We start from the raw sequence: 19,431 nt of genomic DNA, 5'->3' as shown, positions 1-19,431 counted from the left end.
TGCTCGCGACTGCGGGGCTCGCAGACCCGGCTCACTCCTCGCGCTCACGGTGCCTTCCTTGCTCGCGACTGCGGGGCTCGCAGACCCGGCTCACTCCTCGCGCTCACGGTGCCTTCCTTGCTCGCGACTGCGGGGCTCGCAGGACCGGCTCACTCCTCGCGCTCACGGGCGAACTTCCTGCTCGGGGGCCGGCGGGAACAGGCCGCTGCGGTGCCGGGCCCGCTCGACCTCGACGGCGGCCCAGCGCAGCGCCGCGCCGGCGTTGGCGGCGGGGCGCTCGGCCTCGGTGCGGCTCAGGTAGCGCTCGGCCTCCTCGGCCAGCAGCTTGCCGACCCGGTCGAGCAGGTCGACGCGGGCCTTGCGGGCCAGGTTGCGGACCGCCTGGTCGCCGAAGATCGCCTGGAGCACCGTCTGCCCGGCCACCGCCGTACCGGTGCCCGCGGCCACCTCCAGGCCGGTCGGGATGAACGCGGTGGAGGCGAACACGCCGATCATGACGGCGAGACCGGTGGCGTTCACCGCGTACGCGGCCGTGCGGGCCACGAACCGCCGGTCGCCGCCCTCGACCCGGACCAGCTCCAGCACGCCGCGCTGCCAGTCGCGGACCAGCTGCTCGGCCCGCTCCGGCAGGTCGGCCGAGGGATGGGCCAGGTCCGGCTCCAGCAGCGCCGCACCCGCCGGGTGCGCCTTCCAACCGGTGTACGCGTTCTCCGCCGCCTCGGCCGCCACCCCGCGCAGCAGCGTGACGAGCTGGGACTCGATCGCGGTACGCAGTTCCGCGGCCGGCGCGGGCCGCCCGGTGACCGCCGCGACCACCCGGTCGCGCAGCCGCCCGATGCGGGCCTCCAGCCCGCGGAAGAAGTCGCCGGTGCCGATGAACTCCTGCCAGCGGGCAAGCACCTCACCGCGCAGCAGCCGGCCGTCCCTGAGCCCCTGGTCGACGCTGCGCTCCGCGCTCCGGTACGCGGCCTGGACCCGCTCGTCCAGCGCGTCGGCGGCGCTCACCTGCTCGTCGGCGGCCTCGGCCAGCGCCTCCACCACCGGGTGCAGCGCGGCCAGCGCACCGTCGAGCGTCTGCCGGACCACCGCGGCGCGGGCCTCGGCGTCGGCGGCGAGCCGGGCGAACCAGTCGCTCAGCGGCGCGGTGATCCGGTCCGGCAGCAGGCCCTGCCCGTCCACCCAGGTCTCCGGCAGCACGAACAGCGGGGAGGCGCCCAGCTCCTGCTCGGCGAGCATCTCGGACAGGTGGGCGGCGACCTCGTCGGCTGCCTCCGGGGGGACCCGGTCCAGCACCATCGCCACTGCGGTGCCCCGGGCCCGGGCGCTGCGCAGCAGTTCCCAGGGGACGGCGTCGGCGTACCGGGCGGCGGTGGTGACGAACAGCCAGAGGTCGGCGGCGGCGAGCAGCTGACCGGCGAGCGCCCGGTTGGCGTCGACCACCGAGTCGATGTCGGGCGCGTCGAGGAAGGCCAGGCCGGGCGGCAGCGCCGGCGCGGTGACCAGGTGCAGGGTGCCCGGCTGCTCGCTGGGCTCGGTGGTCCGGGTCAGGCCGGGCAGCAGCTCGCCCTGCCGGAACCAGGCCGCGTCGGTCGGGCTGCACACCAGCACCGGGGAGCGGGTGGTGGGGCGGAGCACGCCCGCCGCGCTGACCCGAGCCTGGACCAGGCTGTTGACGAGCGTCGACTTGCCGGCGCCGGTGGAGCCGCCGACGACCACCAGGAGCGGGGCGTCGAGCCGGGCCAGCCGGGGCAGCAGGTAGTCGTCGAGCTGGTCGGTGAGGCTGGTGGCGGCGTGCCGGGCCGGCTCGGCCGAGGGAAGGGTGAGCGGGAAGCGGGCCGCGTCGATCGCCGCGCGCAGGCCGGTGAGCGCGGCGGGCAGGCCGTCGGCGGCGTGAGCAGGCTGATCGTCGCCCGTGGTGGGCCCGGTGCGGGCTGCGACGGCGGGCGCGCCGGCACGGGTGGCGGAATCGCCATGCGTCGTCACCGCTAAAGCGTGCCCGACCGACGCAAGGTAAGACAACCGGACAGTAGTAACGGTCGGGTTGCGCCGGGTCGGCTCAACCCCGACTTGCGGATTGGCGATCGCGTGGCACTATTGAGTCAAGTTCACTCAACTTGTGGTGCGGTCGCTTCCCGGCGACCCGCCGGGCAGGCCGTCTGACCTGCTCACCCGTTACGAAGCGAGGAAGCGAACATGGCACGTGCGGTCGGCATCGACCTCGGCACGACGAACTCCTGCGTCAGCGTTCTCGAGGGCGGTGAGCCCACCGTCATCGCCAACGCCGAGGGCTCGCGTACGACTCCCTCGATCGTCGCGTTCGCCCGCAACGGCGAGGTGCTCGTCGGTGAGGTCGCCAAGCGCCAGGCGGTGACCAACCCCGACCGGACCATCCGGTCGGTCAAGCGTGAGATCGGCACCAACTGGACCGTCGACATCGACGGCAAGAAGTACACCCCGCAGGAGATCTCGGCGCGCACGCTGATGAAGCTCAAGCGGGACGCCGAGGCGTACCTGGGCGAGCAGATCACCGACGCGGTGATCACCGTCCCGGCCTACTTCAACGACGGGCAGCGCCAGGCCACCAAGGAGGCCGGTGAGATCGCCGGCTTCAACGTGCTGCGGATCGTGAACGAGCCGACCGCGGCGGCCCTGGCGTACGGCCTGGACAAGGGCTCCAAGGAGCAGACCGTCCTGGTCTTCGACCTCGGTGGCGGCACCTTCGACGTGTCGCTGCTGGAGCTGGCCGAGGGCGTGGTGGAGGTCAAGTCCACCAGCGGTGACAACCAGCTCGGTGGTGACGACTGGGACCAGCGGATCATCGACCACCTGGTGAAGACGTTCCGCGGTGAGCACGGCATCGACCTCTCGCAGGACAAGATGGCCATGCAGCGGCTCAAGGAGGCCGCCGAGAAGGCCAAGATCGAGCTGTCCGCCGCCACCACCAGCAACATCAACCTGCCGTACATCACCGCCGGTTCGGCCGGCCCGCTGCACCTGGACGTGACGCTCAGCCGCGCCGAGTTCCAGCGCATGACGCAGGACCTGCTGGACCGCTGCAAGGGCCCGTTCGAGCAGGCCGTCAAGGACGCCGGCATCAAGATCTCCGACGTCGACCACGTCATCCTGGTCGGCGGCTCGACCCGGATGCCGGCCGTGACCGACCTGGTCAAGCAGCTCACCGGCCGCGACCCGAACAAGGGCGTCAACCCGGACGAGGTCGTCGCCGTCGGCGCCGCCCTCCAGGCGGGCGTGCTCAAGGGCGAGGTCAAGGACGTCCTGCTGCTCGACGTGACCCCGCTGAGCCTGGGCATCGAGACCAAGGGCGGCATCTTCACCAAGCTGATCGAGCGCAACACCACCATCCCGACCAAGCGCTCCGAGGTGTTCACCACCGCCGACGACAACCAGCCGTCGGTGCTGATCCAGGTGTTCCAGGGCGAGCGGGACATCGCCGCCTACAACAAGAAGCTCGGCACCTTCGAGCTGACCGGTCTCCCGCCGGCCCCGCGCGGCGTGCCCCAGATCGAGGTCACGTTCGACATCGACGCCAACGGCATCGTGAACGTGCACGCCAAGGACCTGGGCACCGGCAAGGAGCAGAAGATGACGATCACCGGCGGCTCCTCGCTGCCGAAGGACGACATCGAGCGGATGCGCCGGGACGCCGAGGAGCACGCCGACGAGGACAAGCGCCGCCGCGAGGAGGCCGAGACCCGCAACGTCGCCGAGGCGCTCCAGTGGCAGACCGAGAAGTTCCTCGCCGAGAGCGGCGACAAGCTGCCCGGCGAGAACCGCGACCAGCTCAACGAGGCGCTCGGCGAGCTGCGCAGCGCCCTCGGCGGGCAGGACATCGAGAAGATCAAGTCCGCGCACGAGAAGCTGGCGCAGGTCTCCCAGCAGGCGGGCTCGCTGCTCTACGCCCAGCAGCAGGAGGGCGAGCAGACCGCACCGGGTGCGGCCGGGCCGGGTGCCGGCGCGGGTGCGGCCGGTGGCCCGAAGGCCGGTGGCGACGACGACGTGGTCGACGCGGAGATCGTGGACGAGGACAAGAAGTGACATCCGGTCCCGGACACGATTCGCACCGCAGAGGGATGAGGTAACCGCATGACGGACAAGCCACGAGCGGCCGACCCGGGTGCCACCGGGTCGGCGCCGGGCGCCGGCAAGGACACCGGCGACGAACCCCGGGTCGTCATCCGCGACAAGCGCAAGCTCGGCAAGGTGACCGAGCAGCCGGCGAACGACGCCTCGGCGGCCGACGCGGCCGCCGACGCGCCCGCCGAAGGGCTGGTCGAGGAGGCCGAGGTCGTGGTCGACGAGATCGGCGGCGAGGCCGAGGTCAGCGGTCCGACCGTGGTCGACTCGCCCGCCGAGCCGAACGGCGGGCCCGGCACGGACACGCCGCTCGGCGCCGAGCTGGAGTCGCTCCGCACCGACCTGGAGGAGCTCACCCGGGACCTCCAGCGGGTGACTGCGGAGTACGCCAACTACCGCAAGCGGGTCGACCGGGACCGCAACCTGGTCCAGGAGCAGGCCACCGGGGCGGTGCTCACCGCGCTGCTGCCGATCCTCGACGACCTGGACCGGGCCCGCGAGCACGGCGACCTGGTGGGCCCGTTCGGCAGCGTGGCCGAGCAGCTCACCGGCGCGCTCGCGAAGTTCGGCCTGACCGCGTTCGGTGAGCAGGGTGACCCGTTCGACCCGACCCGGCACGAGGCGGTGGCGCACCAGACCTCCGCCGACGTGACGGAGCCGACCTGCGTACAGGTCATGCGCCGTGGTTACCAGCTCGGCGAGCGGCTGCTGCGGCCCGCCATGGTCGCGGTCGCGGACCCGGAGTAGTGCCGACCCGTGACGTCCCGCCCGCCCGCACCGGGCGGGCGGGGCGACCGGGGTTCGACCCGTGGAAGGGGGTGGACCGGTGAGTTCCAAGGACTGGATCGAGAAGGACTACTACGCCGCGTTGGGCGTGGACAAGTCCGCCTCCTCGGACGAGATCAAGAAGGCGTACCGCAAGTTGGCCCGGGAGTCGCACCCGGACCACAACCCCGGCGACACCGGTGCCGAGGAGCGGTTCAAGACCGTCTCCGAGGCGTACGCGGTGCTCGGCGACGAGAAGAAGCGCCGCGAGTACGACGAGATGCGCTCGCTGTTCGGCTCCGGCGCCTTCCGGCGCAGCGCCCGCGGCGCGGGCCAGCCGGGCGGCATGCCGTTCGACGTCTCCGACCTGTTCGGCGGTGGCGCCGGCGGTGGCGACAACCGGTTCAGCGGCGGCGGCTTCACCGACCTGTTCAGCTCGATCTTCTCCGGTGGCGGGGGCGGCGGAGGCCCGGCGCGTCCGCGCGGCCCGGCCCGCGGCCGGGACGTCGAGACCGAGGTGGCGCTCGACTTCGACGACGCGGTACGCGGCGTCACGCTGCCGCTGACGCTGCGCGCACCCGGCGTCTGCGACACCTGCCACGGCAACGGCGCGAAGCCCGGCACCCAGCCGGTGGCCTGCCCGGTCTGCCACGGCGCCGGGGTGACCACCCGCAACCAGGGGTCGTTCAGCTTCTCCGAGCCGTGCCGCAACTGCCAGGGCGTCGGCACGATCGTCGAGGAGAAGTGCCCGGAGTGCCACGGCACCGGCGGTGTCACCAAGACCCGCACGCTGAACGTGCGCTTCCCCGCCGGGGTGGCCGACGGGCAGCGGATCCGCCTGGCCGGCCGGGGCGAGCCCGGCGAGCGGGGCGGTCCGGCAGGCGACCTGTTCGTGCAGGTGAAGGTCCGCCCGGACGAGCTGTTCGGGCGCACCGGGGACGACCTGACCCTGACCGTCCCGATCACGTACGCCGAGGCGGTTCTCGGCACGGACCTGCGCGTGCCGACCCTGGACGGGACGGTGACCCTGCGGGTGCCACCGGGTACGCCCAGCGGGCGGGTGCTGCGCGCCCGCGGCAAGGGCGTCGTACGCAAGGACGGCCGCGCCGGTGACCTGCTGGTCACGCTTGACGTGGTGGTCCCGGCGAAGGTCTCGGACGAGGCGCGGGCGGCGCTGGAGACCTTCGCGGCGCAGACTCCGCCCGCCGCGCGGGAACATCTCGAAGCGCGGGTACGTCGATTCAGTTGACGGCGGCACCGGAGGTGAGCGGGCATGTCGGAGGAGTACGTCGGCTCGGGTGACCCGGCCTACGAGGCCAAGGTCTTGATGATCTCGGTGGCCGCGCGGATGGCGGGGATGCACCCCCAGACGCTGCGCCAGTACGACCGGCTGGGCCTGGTGCAGGCCGGCCGGGCGTCCGGCGGCGGTCGCCGGTACAGCGTCCGGGACGTGGTGCTGCTCCGCGAGGTGCAGCGGCTCAGCCAGGACGACGGGATCAACCTGGCCGGGGTCAAGCGGATCATCGGGCTGGAGCGGCTGCTCGAAGAGGCGCAGCAGCGGGTGGCCCGGCTGGAGGCGGAACTGGACGCCGCGTACCGGCGGATCGCCGAGCTGGAGTCACTCGGCGGCTTCCCCCGCGGCGACCTCGTGCCCACCAACCGGACGTCCACCGCGCTCGTCGTCTGGCGTCCGCGCCGCGCTCCCGACCGCTGACCTCGTACCGGAAGGCCGGTGCGCCCCGCTCCCCCGGGGCTGCGCCGGCCTTCGTCGTTCCCCGGGCGGTCCGCCGCCCGGCTCGGGAAAAGCCGGGGTACGGCAGAGCAGGGTCGACTAGGCTTTCCGCAGGGCAAAAAAGCCTCAAATCGGACTCCGGGCTGGCGGGGGGAGCCATGACGGAACCGGCGAAGAAGGTGGCCGAGCGCGCGGAGGAACGGCTGGAGAAAGTGGCCGAGAACGTCCGCGAGCGGTTCGACAGGGTCACCGAGGGACGCTTCAGCGACAAGGTCAAGGAAGGGCGCTTCGCCGACCAGACGGACCACGGCGTGGACCGGGCGCGGGACGACGAGCGGCGCAAGAAGCAGGGCGGGTCGACCTAGACGGCCTGCCGACGTGCGGGCCGGGATCCACGGGGGATCCCGGCCCGTTCGTGTCCCGCCCCTCGCGGTCGATCATGAAGTTGGCGGAGACAAACCGGACACCAAACACCGCCAAGTTCATGATCGACCAGGCGGGTCGGGTCGAGGTGGCTGGGCGACGCTGATCCGGGGGGTCAGAGGCGGCGGTTCTCGCGGACCAGGCCGCCCTCGCACCAGTCCCGGTAGACGAAGACATCCGGCCGGGCGAGCAGCACCCGGCTGTTGTGCGCCCAGTTGCGCATCAGGTCGTCGCCGGACTTCTCGGCCTGCTCGACCAGCTTGCGGAACCGGCGCTTGGGGTGGGCGCGGAAGTTCGTCCGGATGCCGTCGGCGGCGTAGATGTAGAGGCAGTGCAGCGCGAACCGCCGCGCCGGGCAGCCCTGGTCCATCGCCAGATCGAACAGCGTCTGCACCAGGTGGTCACCGGCGACCAGCAGATCCCAGTCCGGCGGCATCGAGGTCAGCGGCACCGAATCCGGCTGATACGCCCACGACCGAAGCTCGGCGGGCGAGGGATCGACCGGGTTGGCGAAGCCGCGGAACGTCTCTTCCTGCACGCTCACCGGCCGACCTTCCGCTTGCGCTGGCGGGGGCGCAGGCCACCCGCGGACCCTGGCTGCTGGGCCGAAACGTTAACGCGGTTGGACAGAGCAGGGGTAGACCTTCCCGGGATCAATTTGACAACGCCGGGCCGGATCTGCCCTCGGCTGATCCGGCCCGGCCCGGTCAGTCGCCGGAGCCCAGGGGCAGCGGCGCGGGCGGACGAGCGGCGGCGGCGCGGGTGCGCAGCCACTGCTTGAACCACGGGCTGTCCGGCAGGCGGGCGAGCAGCGGCCCGGTCACCACCGTGATCAACACGTACGCGGTGGCGAGCGCGGCGAGCTTCGGCTCCACCGGGTAGACGGCCGCGACGGCCAGCCCGGCGATGACGATGGAGAACTCGCCGCGTGGAGTAAGCGCCAGGCCGGCCCGCCAGCGTCCGGGCTCGGCGATCCCGGCCCGGCGGGCGGCCAGGTAGCCGGTCGCCACCTTCGTCGCCATGGTCACCACTGCGAGCAGCAGCGCGGGCAGCAGCACCGGCGGCATGTCCAGCGGGTTGGTGACCAGCCCGAAGAAGACGAAGAAGACCGCGGCGAACAGGTCACGCAGCGGGGAGAGCAGCTCGGTGGCGTGGTGCGCCACCGGCCCGGACAACGCGATGCCCACCAGGAACGCGCCGACCGCCGCCGACACCTGGAGCTTGGCCGCGACGCCCGCCACCAGCAGGGTCAGGCCGAGCACCCCGAGCAGCAGCGCCTCCGGATCCTTGGCGGAGAGCGCGGCGGAGATCAGGTGGCCGTACCGGATCGCCACGGCCAGCACCACGACGACGGTGAACACCGCGATGGCGAGCGCGATGCCGCCCTTCATCAGGCCGACCCCGGCGAGCAGCGCGGTGACCAGCGGCAGATAGAGGGCCATCGCCAGGTCCTCGATCACCAGGACGGACAGGATCACCGGGGTCTCCCGGTTACCGACCCGGCCCAGGTCACCGAGCACCTTGGCGATCACGCCGGACGACGACACCCACGTGACGCCCGCGAGCACCACCGCCGCCACCCAGCCCCAGCCGAGCAGGAGCGCGAAGGCGAACCCGGGCAGCGCGTTGAACACCGCGTCGATCACGCCGGCCGGCGCGGCGGACCGGAGGTTGCCCACCAGTTCGTTGGCGCTGTACTCCAGGCCGAGCATGACCAGCAGCAGGATCACGCCGATCTCGGCGCCGACCGCGAAGAACTCCTCGCTGGCGTTGAGCGGCAGCAGCCCACCGTGCCCGAACGCCAGGCCGGCGAGCAGGTACAGGGGGATGGGCGACACGCCGAAGCGACGGCTCAGCCGGCCGAGCAGGCCGAGCAGGAGCAGCAGCGCACCGACCTCGATGAGCAGGATTGTGGTTTCGTGCATACGCGTCAGCCGTCCGGATCGGTCTCGGCGAGGATCGCGGTCACGCCGTCGAGCCCCTGACGGGTACCGACCACGACGACCACATCGCCGGCTTCGAACCGGAAGGTGGGATCGGGCGAGACGTTCACGGCGCCCTGACGCAGCACGGCCACGATCGACGCGCTGGTCCGGGTGCGTGCCTTGGTGTCCGCGAGCCGCCTGCCGACGTACTTCGACCCCGCCGGGATGGCGATCTGCTCGGTCAGCAACCCGGCGGCCTGCTCACGCAGACCGGAGAGCTGACCCAGCATCAGCGACGCGCCGAGGATGTCGGCGAGCGCCTCCGCCTCGTCGTCGGTCAGGGGTATGTCGTGTTGGCAGGAGTCGGGATCGTCCGGGTCGTAGAGGACCAGGTCGCGACGGCCATTGCGGTGGGAGACCACGCCGAGCCGGCGGCCGGACTCCGTCATCAGATCATGACGTACGCCGATCCCGGGCAGGGCGGTCTGTTCGACACGTACTCGCACGCCGGTGAGGCTACTCCGGGCACGCACCTGCCGCGTCCGGGGTGGATCGGGTGCCCGGTGGTGCGGGATCAGGGGGCGTCGTCGCGAGCGGTGACATAGGTGCCCTTGCCCTGATGCCCCTCGACCAGACCTTCGGCTTGAAGGATCAACAGCGCCGAGCGGACCGGCTCCGCAGACACCTGGTAGTGCGCGATCAGCTCACGCAGGGAGGGGAGTTTGTCGCCGGGGCCGTACTCGCCCGAAGCGATCTTGTCTCTGATGTCCTGCGCGATTCTCTGACGGTCCGAAACTCGGGGCATGGCGGCAACTCCTGGTAGGCCCCAAGATCTTCCCACGAGTCAGACCGGTCAGCCAACACTTCGCGTGCTAAGCATGCTCACTCCTTGTCATGCAATGCTTTGCATTGTATGTTCCTCGTGCGGATGCCTTCGGCGGAACGCCTGGTAGGCAAACCGGCCCTCCGGTTGGCACCCGTGGTCGGCGCGACTGGTCGTGCGCGGCCAGTCGTGTCGCCTCACCCGTCTCCTTTGGTCTCCAAGAAGGGACAGTGTCGTGCGCAATCTCCTGCGAATACGTCCGAAGCGGCGGAGCCTGACCCCGCCCAACTCCGCGCCGGTCGGCGCCTACCGCTCCGCGTCGTACCTTCCGCTGCGGCCCTGGCAGGTGCGGGGCCGCCGCTTCACGACGTGCCGTCGAGGGCTGGACCCGGCCGAGGTCGCGGCGTTCCTGGATCGCGCCGCCGGGGATCTCGCCGCCGCGTACGCCGAAGTCGCCCGGAGTCGTGAGGAGACGGCCCGGATCAAGGGTGCGTTGCGCGAGTGGCAGTCCCGGCAGGCCCCGTCGATGCGTGACCTGGCCGGGCGGCCGTGACCGGGCGGTACGTGATCCATCTGCCGGTGCGCGCGGCCGATCTGGCCCGGGCGAAGATGCTCGGCCGCACGGCCGGGCGGTCGTTGGCGTTCCTCGCGGTGGTGGAGTTGGGCGGGATCACCGTCTCGGCCGAGGACGACCAGGCCGTACGCCATTGGGTGTTCTGCGACCGCAAGCTGGACGGCGGCCGGCGTTGCGTGCTGCGCGCCGACCACGAGACCCCCTGCCTGGCGCGCCTGCCACGTCGCTGAGATCTTGGTACGAAACGGCCCCTCCAAGGGCCTTTTCGTACCAAGATCTCTCCGGCCGGACCGGATGAGGGTGACTCAGGTCACAGGGGTGGAGTTGAGCGGAATAGACTCAACTCTGGTTGTGTCATGTCCAGTGGACACGCCGATCCGGGGGAGCCCATGAACACGGAACGTCTCACCACCAAGAGCCGCGAGGCCATCACCGGTGCCGTCGCGCTGGCGAACCAGCGCGGTCACGCCACCGTGGAGCCCTGGCACCTGCTGCTGTCACTGCTGGACACCGAGGGCTCGACCGCCGCGGGCCTGCTGCGCGCCGTCGGGGCCGACCCCGCCGAGCTGCGCCGCGTCGCCCAGCGGTCGGTCGACGCGCTGCCTGCCGCACGCGGGTCGAGCATCGCCGAGCCGACCCTGGCCCGCGAGTTCGTCAACGCCATCGGCGCCGCCGAGCAGATCGCGCGGCCGCTGGGCGACGAGTACACCTCCACCGAGCACCTGCTGGCCGGGCTGGCCCGGGTCGGCGGCGCGGTCTCGGTCGCGCTGAAGAACTCCGGCGCCACCGAGGAGAACCTGGTCGCCGCGTTCCCGACCGTCCGGGGCGGCGACCGCCGGGTGACCACCGCCGACCCGGAGCAGACCTACCAGGCCCTCGCCAAGTACGGCGTGGACCTCACCGCCAGCGCCCGCGACGGCAAGATCGACCCGGTGATCGGCCGGGACTCGGAGATCCGCCGGGTGATCCAGGTGCTGTCCCGGCGTACGAAGAACAACCCGGTGTTGATCGGCGAGCCGGGCGTCGGCAAGACCGCGATCGTGGAGGGCCTGGCCCAGCGCATCGTGGCCGGCGACGTGCCGGAGTCGCTGCGGGACAAGAAGCTCGTCTCGCTCGACCTCGGCGCGATGGTCGCCGGCGCGTCGTACCGCGGTCAGTTCGAGGAGCGGCTGAAGTCCGTGCTGGAGGAGATCAAGAACTCCGACGGCAAGGTCATCACGTTCCTGGACGAGCTGCACACCGTGGTCGGCGCCGGCAAGGGCGAGGGCTCGATGGACGCCGGCAACATGCTCAAGCCGATGCTGGCGCGCGGCGAGCTGCGGATGGTCGGCGCGACCACGCTCGACGAGTACCGCGAGCACATCGAGAAGGACCCGGCCCTGGAGCGCCGCTTCCAGCCGGTGCTGGTCGGCGAGCCGACCATCGAGGACACCATCGGCATCCTGCGCGGGCTCAAGGAGCGCTACGAGGTGCACCACGGCGTACGGATCACCGACGCCGCGCTCGTCGCCGCCGCCGCGCTCTCCGACCGGTACATCACCGACCGGTTCCTGCCGGACAAGGCGATCGACTTGGTGGACGAGTCCGCGTCCCGGCTGCGCATGGAGATCGACTCGCGCCCGGTCGAGGTGGACGAGATCGAGCGGGCGGTACGCCGGCTGGAGATCGAGGAGATGGCGCTGGCGAAGGAGCCGGACGCCGCGTCCGCCGAGCGCCTGGAACGGCTGCGCAAGGAGCTGGCCGACAAGCGCGAGCAGCTCACCGCGCTCTCCGAGCGCTGGCAGACCGAGAAGAGCCACATCACCAAGCTCTCCACCGCCAAGGAGGAGCTGGAGCGCCTCGGCGGCGAGGCCGAGCGGGCCGAGCGCGACGGCGAGCTGGAACGCGCCGCCGAGCTGCGGTACGGCCGGATCCCCGCGCTGCGGACCGAGCTGAAGCAGGCCGAGGAGGAGCTGGCCCGGCTCCAGGCCGACGGCGCGATGCTCAAGGAGGAGGTCGGCGCGGACGACATCGCCGCAGTGGTCGCCTCCTGGACCGGCATCCCCGCCGGTCGGCTGCTCGAAGGCGAGACCGCCAAGCTGCTGCGGATGGAGGAGTCGCTGCGCGGCCGCGTGGTCGGCCAGGCCGAGGCGGTCGGCGCGGTCTCCGACGCGGTCCGCCGCGCCCGGGCCGGCGTCGCCGACCCGGACCGCCCCACCGGCAGCTTCCTGTTCCTCGGCCCGACCGGCGTCGGCAAGACCGAGCTCGCAAAGGCGCTCGCCGAGTTCCTCTTCGACGACGAGCGGGCCATGGTCCGCATCGACATGAGCGAGTACGGCGAGAAGCACTCGGTGGCCCGCCTGGTCGGTGCCCCGCCCGGGTACGTCGGGTACGAGGAGGGCGGCCAGCTCACCGAGGCGGTGCGCCGCCGGCCGTACTCGGTGATCCTGCTGGACGAGGTGGAGAAGGCGCACCCGGACGTCTTCGACGTGCTGCTCCAGGTGCTGGACGACGGCCGGCTCACCGACGGTCAGGGCCGTACCGTGGACTTCCGCAACGCGATCCTGATCCTCACCTCGAACCTGGGCTCGTCGGTGATCAGCGACCTGACGCTGACCGAGAACGAGCGCCGGGAGGGCGTGCTCGCGGTGGTCCGGTCGCACTTCAAGCCGGAGTTCCTCAACCGGCTCGACGACATCGTGGTGTTCGCCGCGCTCCAGGGCGAGGACCTGCGGTCGATCGTGGACATCCAGCTCGACCGGATGCGCCGCCGACTGGCGGACCGCCGGCTGGGCCTGGAGATCACCGAAGCGGCCCGCACGTGGCTGGCCGAGCACGGGTACGACCCGATCTACGGTGCCCGCCCGCTGCGCCGGCTGGTGCAGTCGGCGATCGGCGACCAGCTCGCCAAGGCGCTGCTGGCCGGTGAGATCCGCGACGGCGACACGGTCCGCGTCGACCTGTCCGACTCCAAGGAGTCCCTGGCGGTCACCGCCGCCTGACCCGTCCCATCCGCGAAGGCCCGGCCGTCCCCGGCCGGGCCTTCGCCGTCCCCGGCCGCGCCGGCCCGCGTGCCGCTGGTGCTGCGTGCTGCGGGTGTTAACAAGGGGCCCTTCCTCTACCGGAGGCGTTAATAGGGGGCCCTTCCTTGTGGTTGGAGGGGGTGGTGGGGTGGGCACATAGTGGGGCATGAGCGGGAGCTGGGAACGGGAACTGGACGCGGCCGTGCGGGAACTCGACCGCGCGGACACCCTCGCCTTCGGCGGGGTGGGGCTGGCGGGGCAGATCCTGCCCGCGACCGAGGCGTACCGGACGCTGGAACAGGGGCTGCGGGAGCACCCGGAGGCGGCCCGTAAGCGGGTCGACAGGTTGCTCCGCAAGGGCTCGCCGGCCGGCCGGGCGTACGCGGCCACGTTGCTGGAGGGGGTCGACCCGGCCGCCGGGCGGGACGCCTGGGCGCGGCTGCGCGGCGACGACGGCGAGTTCACCACGTTCTCCGGCTGCCTCATGGGCCGCGCCAAGCTGGGCGAATACGCCACCGACCGGCTCGCCGGTGCCGAAGGTAGCTGAGCGCACACTCAGCGAACGGGACTTCAGAAGGCGTGCGTGCGGTTGTTACCGTTCCCGCCGAGCGCGTTGGGGGAGGCGGCAGTGAACGGTTCGTTGGCGTACGTGGTGACCACGCTGGGGTGCCTCGTCGGGGTGGCCGGTGTGGTGATCGCCGTGATCGCGGTACGGAAGTCCCGGTCGGCGTCCCGCCCGAAGACGAAGGCGGCGCCGGGTGACCCGTTCCGGGACCGGGACGCCGACGCGCTGCGGGGTGACCCGCGTGCCCTCAAGCCCGGCGACATCGTCGAGATCCGCACGGTGCCGTACACCGTGCGCGGCTCGGTGCACCTGGTCGAGGGCGGCTGGAGCTGGGCGGAGCATCTGCTCGACGACGCGGGCGGCGTGAAGCGCTGGCTCTCCGTCGAGAGCGACCCGGACCTGGAGATGGTGCTCTGGACCAGCGAGCCGGGGGCCACCGTGACGCCTGGCGCCCCGACGCTGGAGATCGCCGGCCGCCGCTACAACTGGGACGAGTCGGGTCAGGCCCGCTACACCGCGACCGAGGGCACCGGCCTCGACCCGCACGGCACCATGCGCTACTACGACTACCAGGCGCCCGGCGGCGCACGGCTGTCGTTCGAGGCGTACGGGGAGGCCGGCTGGGAGGTCAACCTCGGCGAGGAGCTGCGCCGCGCCGAGGTGATGATCTACCCGCAGGGTGGCCCGGAGACGGTGCGCTGACGTGCTCGTCTGTCTGGACGCGCCGTACGTCGACACCAGCGCCGCCGATCTGAGCCTGGCCCTGGGCGGCCCGGAGCTGCCGGCGCTGGCCGTACGCGACATCGACCTGCCCGGCCTGCCCCGGCTGCGGCTGCGCCTGCTCGGCGCCTCCCACCAGGTGGTGCTCGGCACGCTCACCGAGACGGTCGCCTGCCTGCCCGGCCGCCCGCCGCACCTGCCGGGCACGCTGCACGACGAGACGGCCGGCTACCGGTTCCTCGCCACTGTGCTCCGGCCGGAGGGCGACGGCCTGCGTACCCGGGTCGCGGCGCTGCGCGCCGAGCTGGCCGAGGACCCGTACGCGCTGATCGGGGTCTTTCCCGGCGACGAGGACGCGGTCACCGCGCTCTCCGTGCGGCCCGGCCCGCCGGACGGCGCGCTCGCCTGGCGCACCTGGCACGCCTACCCGCAGACCAACGAGCTGGTCCTGACCGAGACGGTGGTGGAGGAGCTGTGACGTACCGACGGTGGTTCGTGGTGGGCGTGGCGGTCGCCGTCATCGGCGCGCTCATCGCCGCCTTCACGATCTTCTACGGCAACTTCTCGCCCCGCGGCTACGTGGAGGACAACTTCTCCCGCGCCACCGGGCGGGACATCGGCTCGAACGCGATCGCGTACACCTCGAACAAGGCGCCGAGCGAGGTGTCCAAGCAGATCACCGACGCCTGGAAGCCGGCCGACCAGTACGTCGACGGCAGCGGCGTCTACCTGCGCTACGACGACGACTCGGTGGTGATCCTCCCGCTCGCCGTCGGCTCGGTGATCCTGCTGGAGAGGATGACCACCGCCTACCCGCGGTACCACAGCGTCGTCGGCAACAGCTGGGGCTGGGGCCGAGGCAGCACGGTCCGGGGCGGCGGCCCCGGCTCCGGCAAGTAGCCCTGTCGATCCCCTCACCCTGGAGTCCTCTGTGCAGCATCTCGTCACCGACCTGCTGGTCACCCTCGCGTACGGCGCGGTCGGCGTCGTCCTGATGGCGATCGGCTACGTCCTGGTCGATCTGGCCACCCCCGGCAAGCTCCACGAGCTGATCTGGGCCGAGCGCAACCGCAACGCGGCGCTGCTGCTCTCGTCGAACCTGCTCGGGGTGGGCACGATCGTGGTCGCCGCGATCGTCGCCAGCGACGACGACTTCACGCTGGGGCTGGTCGGCGCCGCCGCGTACGGCATCCTCGGTCTGGTGATCATGGCGGCGGCGTTCGTGCTGCTCGACGTGGCCACCCCGGGCAAGCTCGGTGAGCTGCTCGTGGACCCGGAGCCGCACCCGGCGGTCTGGGTCTCCGCCACCGTGCACCTCGCCACCGGTGCGATCATCGCGGCCGCGATCATCTGATGAGCGGCAAGCCCGCCAAGCACCAGGTGGGGAAGGACAAGCGCACCCAGACGGTGATCTGGTCCGTGGTCGTGGGGGTCGTAGTCCTCGTCTGCGCCATCGGCGCGTTCGGCGGCGACTCGGACACCTCAGTCCCCGCGCCGGCCGCCGACGAGCGCTCCGGCACCGTGCCGATCCTCCGGGCCGCCGCCGACAGCCAGGGCATCTGCTACGGCTGGGAACTGCTCGACGTGTACGACGAGGTGAGCGTCGGCTCCAACCTCGGCGACGGCACCACAGTCGTCGACGCTCCCGGCTGCACCCGCTGGATCGCGGTCTCCGCGAACGTCAGGTACACCTCGTCCAGCAGCGAGTCGGAGGACTCCGCCACGATCCGGATCAAGGGCTCGGAGGACATCGAGTTCGCCGACCTCGCCGCGATCGAGACCCGGCTGGGCCGCTTCGGGCTGGACGAGGACGCGTTCGTCGACGACCCGGGCTGGGCCGTCACCCGGGCCGCCACGATCCTGCCGCTGCTCGCCGCCGAGCGCGGGCTCGCCGAGCCGGCCGCGACGCCCACCGCCGCGCCGTCGACAGCCGCCGCCCCGCTGCCGGACGCCGGAAACGACTTCTGGCGGGACCGCTGGATCTACGTGCTCAGCTCGGTCGGCCTGTTCCTGCTCGCCGCGCTGTTCCTCGCCGTGGGCGTGCGACAGCGCCGCAACCACCGGGTACGGGTGCCCGCGCAGCGCGCCGGGGCGGGAGCCGCCGGACGTACCCGGAGCAGACGGTGACCGCCGACGTGGCCGCACGGCCGCGGTGGCGCCTGGCCCGCTCGGCGGTCCTGCTCGCGGTCTTCGTGTGCGCGGCCTGCGGCCTGGTGTACGAGCTGGCGCTGGTCGCGCTCGGCAGCTACCTGATCGGCGACACGGTCGGCCAAGCGTCGATCGTCCTCGGCGTGATGGTCTTCGCGATGGGCGTCGGCGCGCTGGTGGCGAAGCCGTTGCAGTCCCGGGCGGTGGTCTCGTTCGCGGTGATCGAGCTGACGCTGGCGCTGCTCGGCGGCCTGTCCGTGCTCGGCCTCTACGCCGCGTTCGCCTGGCTCGACCTGTACGGCCCGGCGCTCGTCGGCACCGCGTTCGTGCTCGGCCTGCTGATCGGCGCGGAGATCCCGCTGCTGATGGTGATGCTGCAACGCATCCGGGAGCAGTCGGCGGGCAGCGCGGTGGCCGACCTGTTCGCCGCCGACTACGTGGGCGCGCTGCTCGGCGGGCTGGCGTTCCCGTTCCTCCTGATCCCGGTCTTCGGCCAGCTCAAGGGCGCGCTCGTGGTGGGCGCGGTGAACGCGGTCGCCGGCGTGGTGCTCGTCTTCACCGTGTTCCGCGCCGAACTAAGCCGCCGGGCGCGGGCCGCGCTGGGCGCGGCCACCGTCGTGGTCGGCCTGCTCCTCGGGTACGCGTGGGTGACCGCCCACGACTTCGAGGTGACCGCGCGTCAACAGCTCTACCGCGATCCGGTGGTGCACGCCGAGCGCAGCCGCTACCAGGAGATCGTGCTGACCCGCTCGGTGCGCGAGCCCGGCCACTCCGACACCGACCTGCGGCTGTTCCTCAACGGCGACCTGCAGTTCAGCTCGATCGACGAGTACCGCTACCACGAGGCGCTCGTGCACCCGGCGATGCGCGGGGCGCACGGCGACGTGCTGGTGCTCGGCGCCGGCGACGGGCTGGCCGCGCGGGAACTCCTCAAGTACCCGGACGTGCGCTCGGTGACGCTCGTCGACCTCGACCCCGCAGTGGTCGAGCTGGCCCGCCGCGAGCCGCAGCTGCGCGAGCTGAACCGGGAGTCGCTCACCGACCCCCGGGTACGGGTGCTCAACCTGGACGCGTTCGCGTGGCTGCGTACCGCCACGGACCGCTTCGACGTGGTGATCGCCGACCTGCCCGACCCGGACGAGACGGCCACCGCGAAGCTCTACACGATCGAGTTCTACACGTTGATCCGGCCGGTGCTGGCCCCCGGCGGGCGGCTCGTCGTGCAGTCCGGGTCGCCCTACTTCGCGCCCCGGTCGTACTGGTCGATCGAGCGGTCGATCCGCGAGGCGGGCTTCGCCACCGTGCCGTACCACGTCGACGTGCCGAGCTTCGGCGACTGGGGGTTCGTGCTCGCCGCGCCGGGTGACGTCGCGCCCGAACTGGCGTTGCCGGACGATCCCCCGCCGCTGCGTTTCCTCACCCCCGCGGTGCTGGCCGCCGCCGGCACGTTCCCCGCCGACCGGGCCCGGATCGACGTGCCCGCCTCCACGCTGTTGCGCCCGAAGGTGCTGGACTACGCCCGCGAGGAGTGGCGCGGCTACTAGGTTGCAAGGCATGCCAGGACCGTCACGCCACCGGCCGGGGATCGGCTGGCTGGTCCGGCTGCTACCGACCCGGGCGCTGGGCGCGGCCTCCTACCTTCAGGCGTTCGTGCTCTCCGGCGTGGTCACCGTGCTGGTCGTGCGGGCGTATCTCCAAGCCACCGGCTATCCGCAGATCGGCGGTGGCGGGCTGCACATCGCGCACGTGCTCTGGGGCGGCCTGCTGCTCGCCGTCGGCCTGGGCGTCACGCTGGTCTACCTCGGCGACGGCGCCCGGACGGCCGGAGCGGTGGTCGGCGGCATCGGGTTCGGCCTGTTCATCGACGAGGTGGGCAAGTTCGTCACCACCGGCACGGACTACTTCTACGCGCCAGCCGCCGCCATCATCTACGTCGCGTTCGCGCTGCTGGTCCTGCTCACCCAGGCGGTACGCGGACGCACCGGCCGGTCCCGGCTGACCCCGGCCGAACGCACCGCCAACGCGCTGGACGTGGTGCTCAGCGGCCTGCCCGGCGGGCTCACCGACCGGCGGCGGGTCGCCGTGCTGCGTCTGGTGCAGGGCACCGGACCGGCCACCGAGGCGGCGGTGGCGCAACTGCTGGACGCGGTGCCCCGCCGGGAGCCGCCGCCGGTGCGGATCTGGCAGCGCGCCGCGGACGGCGTCCGGCGTCTCGCCGCCTGGGCTGCCGGACGCCGCTGGCTGGTCTGGCCGGTGGTGGTCTACCTGGTGCTGGAACCGATGGCCGTGGTGCTGGCGGTGGTTCTCGACGGGGTGACCGGCGAGCTGGACCAGGAACACGAGTGGGGCGCGGTACTCGGCGTCACCGTCGCCGCGCTGGTCACCGCCGTCCTGAGTCTGCGGGCGGCGTGGCTGATGCGGCGCGACCGGACCGAGGCGTTCCGGTTCTTCAAGCTGGCGCTCCTGGTCGACCTGCTGTTCGGCCAGGTCTTCAACTTCACCGTGAACCAGTTCGGCGCGGTCTCCGCCGTCGCGCTCGATCTCGCGCTGCTCGGCGTGGTCACCGCCGAGCACCGCCGGTTGCGGCGCGCCGCCGAGAGGTGAGCCATTCCGGCGTGCTGACCTGGTGGAAGATCGCTACGGTGGGCATCTGATCCAG

21 protein-coding genes are annotated in these 19,431 nt (G+C 72.1%); 16 read left to right on the top strand and 5 right to left on the bottom strand.

The window, feature by feature from the left end; genetic code table 11:
- Window positions 1-162: 162 nt before the first annotated feature.
- Window positions 163-1,983, bottom strand: a complete 1,821-nt coding sequence (locus SM452_RS15475) for a GTPase family protein (RefSeq protein ID WP_463840138.1) — start codon at window positions 1,981-1,983, stop codon at window positions 163-165.
- A gap of 210 nt (window positions 1,984-2,193) precedes the next feature.
- Here SM452_RS15475 and dnaK point away from each other — a divergent pair, with 210 nt between their 5' ends.
- The 5 genes from dnaK (at window position 2,194) to SM452_RS15450 (ending at window position 6,957) form a co-directional block, all read left to right on the top strand.
- Window positions 2,194-4,056, top strand: a complete 1,863-nt coding sequence (gene dnaK, locus SM452_RS15470; protein WP_013473404.1) for a molecular chaperone DnaK — start codon at window positions 2,194-2,196, stop codon at window positions 4,054-4,056.
- A gap of 48 nt (window positions 4,057-4,104) precedes the next feature.
- Window positions 4,105-4,842, top strand: a complete 738-nt coding sequence (gene grpE / locus SM452_RS15465; RefSeq protein ID WP_194800190.1) for a nucleotide exchange factor GrpE — start codon at window positions 4,105-4,107, stop codon at window positions 4,840-4,842.
- 79 nt (window positions 4,843-4,921) lie between these two features.
- Window positions 4,922-6,109, top strand: a complete 1,188-nt coding sequence (gene dnaJ, locus SM452_RS15460; protein ID WP_463840137.1) for a molecular chaperone DnaJ — start codon at window positions 4,922-4,924, stop codon at window positions 6,107-6,109.
- A 24-nt stretch (window positions 6,110-6,133) separates the two neighbouring features.
- A complete protein-coding gene (locus SM452_RS15455; RefSeq protein ID WP_120572381.1) occupies window positions 6,134-6,574 on the top strand; it encodes a heat shock protein transcriptional repressor HspR in 441 nt (146 codons plus the stop codon).
- A 176-nt stretch (window positions 6,575-6,750) separates the two neighbouring features.
- Window positions 6,751-6,957 (top strand): hypothetical protein, encoded by a 207-nt coding sequence (locus SM452_RS15450; protein ID WP_013283368.1) that lies wholly within the window; start codon window positions 6,751-6,753, stop codon window positions 6,955-6,957.
- A 173-nt stretch (window positions 6,958-7,130) separates the two neighbouring features.
- Here SM452_RS15450 and SM452_RS15445 read toward each other — a convergent pair whose 3' ends face one another.
- The 4 genes from SM452_RS15445 to SM452_RS15430 all read right to left on the bottom strand — a co-directional run bounded on the left by SM452_RS15445 (window position 7,131) and on the right by SM452_RS15430 (window position 9,745).
- Window positions 7,131-7,559, bottom strand: a complete 429-nt coding sequence (locus tag SM452_RS15445; protein ID WP_463840136.1) for a hypothetical protein — start codon at window positions 7,557-7,559, stop codon at window positions 7,131-7,133.
- Window positions 7,560-7,722: 163 nt separating this feature from the next.
- On the bottom strand, window positions 7,723-8,940 hold the full coding sequence (locus SM452_RS15440) for a cation:proton antiporter (RefSeq protein WP_194800188.1): 1,218 nt from the start codon (window positions 8,938-8,940) through the stop codon (window positions 7,723-7,725).
- Between the two features lie 5 nt (window positions 8,941-8,945).
- Window positions 8,946-9,446: a cation:proton antiporter regulatory subunit gene (locus tag SM452_RS15435; RefSeq protein ID WP_047892103.1), complete on the bottom strand. Its 501-nt coding sequence runs from the start codon at window positions 9,444-9,446 to the stop codon at window positions 8,946-8,948.
- A gap of 68 nt (window positions 9,447-9,514) precedes the next feature.
- Window positions 9,515-9,745: a winged helix-turn-helix domain-containing protein gene (locus SM452_RS15430; protein WP_120572379.1), complete on the bottom strand. Its 231-nt coding sequence runs from the start codon at window positions 9,743-9,745 to the stop codon at window positions 9,515-9,517.
- A 253-nt stretch (window positions 9,746-9,998) separates the two neighbouring features.
- Here SM452_RS15430 and SM452_RS15425 point away from each other — a divergent pair, with 253 nt between their 5' ends.
- The 11 genes from SM452_RS15425 to SM452_RS15375 all read left to right on the top strand — a co-directional run bounded on the left by SM452_RS15425 (window position 9,999) and on the right by SM452_RS15375 (window position 19,376).
- Window positions 9,999-10,316, top strand: a complete 318-nt coding sequence (locus SM452_RS15425) for a DivIVA domain-containing protein (protein WP_194800187.1) — start codon at window positions 9,999-10,001, stop codon at window positions 10,314-10,316.
- Entirely contained in the window at window positions 10,313-10,567 is a 255-nt protein-coding gene (locus SM452_RS15420; protein WP_120572377.1) for a hypothetical protein, read from the top strand. Before SM452_RS15425 ends, SM452_RS15420 begins: the two co-directional genes overlap by 4 nt.
- 159 nt (window positions 10,568-10,726) lie before the next feature.
- The gene (clpB, locus tag SM452_RS15415) at window positions 10,727-13,318 is read left to right on the top strand and encodes an ATP-dependent chaperone ClpB (protein WP_355512230.1); all 2,592 of its coding nucleotides are present in this window, start codon (window positions 10,727-10,729) and stop codon (window positions 13,316-13,318) included.
- 187 nt (window positions 13,319-13,505) lie between these two features.
- On the top strand, window positions 13,506-13,886 hold the full coding sequence (locus SM452_RS15410; RefSeq protein ID WP_355512232.1) for a hypothetical protein: 381 nt from the start codon (window positions 13,506-13,508) through the stop codon (window positions 13,884-13,886).
- 81 nt (window positions 13,887-13,967) lie between these two features.
- A complete protein-coding gene (locus SM452_RS15405; RefSeq protein WP_262012802.1) occupies window positions 13,968-14,606 on the top strand; it encodes a DUF4178 domain-containing protein in 639 nt (212 codons plus the stop codon).
- 1 nt (window position 14,607) lies between these two features.
- Window positions 14,608-15,102 carry a DUF2617 family protein gene (locus SM452_RS15400; RefSeq protein WP_120572373.1) on the top strand — a complete coding sequence of 165 codons (495 nt, stop codon included), beginning with the start codon at window positions 14,608-14,610 and terminating at the stop codon, window positions 15,100-15,102.
- Window positions 15,099-15,524 (top strand): DUF4247 domain-containing protein, encoded by a 426-nt coding sequence (locus SM452_RS15395; RefSeq protein ID WP_262012800.1) that lies wholly within the window; start codon window positions 15,099-15,101, stop codon window positions 15,522-15,524. Before SM452_RS15400 ends, SM452_RS15395 begins: the two co-directional genes overlap by 4 nt.
- A gap of 31 nt (window positions 15,525-15,555) precedes the next feature.
- Entirely contained in the window at window positions 15,556-15,978 is a 423-nt protein-coding gene (locus tag SM452_RS15390) for a DUF350 domain-containing protein (protein WP_463840135.1), read from the top strand.
- A complete protein-coding gene (locus SM452_RS15385; RefSeq protein ID WP_463840134.1) occupies window positions 15,978-16,751 on the top strand; it encodes a hypothetical protein in 774 nt (257 codons plus the stop codon). The genes SM452_RS15390 and SM452_RS15385 overlap by 1 nt, the downstream gene beginning before the upstream one ends.
- Window positions 16,748-18,316, top strand: coding sequence for a polyamine aminopropyltransferase (locus SM452_RS15380; protein WP_366618727.1), 1,569 nt, complete (start codon window positions 16,748-16,750; stop codon window positions 18,314-18,316). The genes SM452_RS15385 and SM452_RS15380 overlap by 4 nt, the downstream gene beginning before the upstream one ends.
- 10 nt (window positions 18,317-18,326) lie before the next feature.
- On the top strand, window positions 18,327-19,376 hold the full coding sequence (locus tag SM452_RS15375) for a hypothetical protein (RefSeq protein WP_355512239.1): 1,050 nt from the start codon (window positions 18,327-18,329) through the stop codon (window positions 19,374-19,376).
- The last annotated feature ends 55 nt before the right edge of the window (window positions 19,377-19,431 follow it).

It is taken from the genome of Micromonospora sp. SYSU B005 (assembly GCF_055362685.1).
Note: the sequence above shows the minus strand (reverse complement) of the source record. Positions and strands in the feature narration are given on the sequence as shown.

Excerpts from the sequence above, each read along its gene's own strand:
- dnaK (WP_013473404.1), top strand. The coding sequence starts at position 2,194 with ATGGCACGTGCGGTCGGCATCGACCTCGGCACGACGAACTCCTGCGTC.
- grpE (WP_194800190.1), top strand. The coding sequence starts at position 4,105 with ATGACGGACAAGCCACGAGCGGCCGACCCGGGTGCCACCGGGTCGGCG.
- SM452_RS15455 (WP_120572381.1), top strand. The coding sequence starts at position 6,134 with ATGTCGGAGGAGTACGTCGGCTCGGGTGACCCGGCCTACGAGGCCAAG.
- SM452_RS15450 (WP_013283368.1), top strand. The coding sequence starts at position 6,751 with ATGACGGAACCGGCGAAGAAGGTGGCCGAGCGCGCGGAGGAACGGCTG.
- SM452_RS15440 (WP_194800188.1), bottom strand. The coding sequence starts at position 8,940 with ATGCACGAAACCACAATCCTGCTCATCGAGGTCGGTGCGCTGCTGCTC.
- SM452_RS15430 (WP_120572379.1), bottom strand. The coding sequence starts at position 9,745 with ATGCCCCGAGTTTCGGACCGTCAGAGAATCGCGCAGGACATCAGAGAC.
- clpB (WP_355512230.1), top strand. The coding sequence starts at position 10,727 with ATGAACACGGAACGTCTCACCACCAAGAGCCGCGAGGCCATCACCGGT.
- SM452_RS15410 (WP_355512232.1), top strand. The coding sequence starts at position 13,506 with ATGAGCGGGAGCTGGGAACGGGAACTGGACGCGGCCGTGCGGGAACTC.
- SM452_RS15385 (WP_463840134.1), top strand. The coding sequence starts at position 15,978 with ATGAGCGGCAAGCCCGCCAAGCACCAGGTGGGGAAGGACAAGCGCACC.
- SM452_RS15375 (WP_355512239.1), top strand. The coding sequence starts at position 18,327 with ATGCCAGGACCGTCACGCCACCGGCCGGGGATCGGCTGGCTGGTCCGG.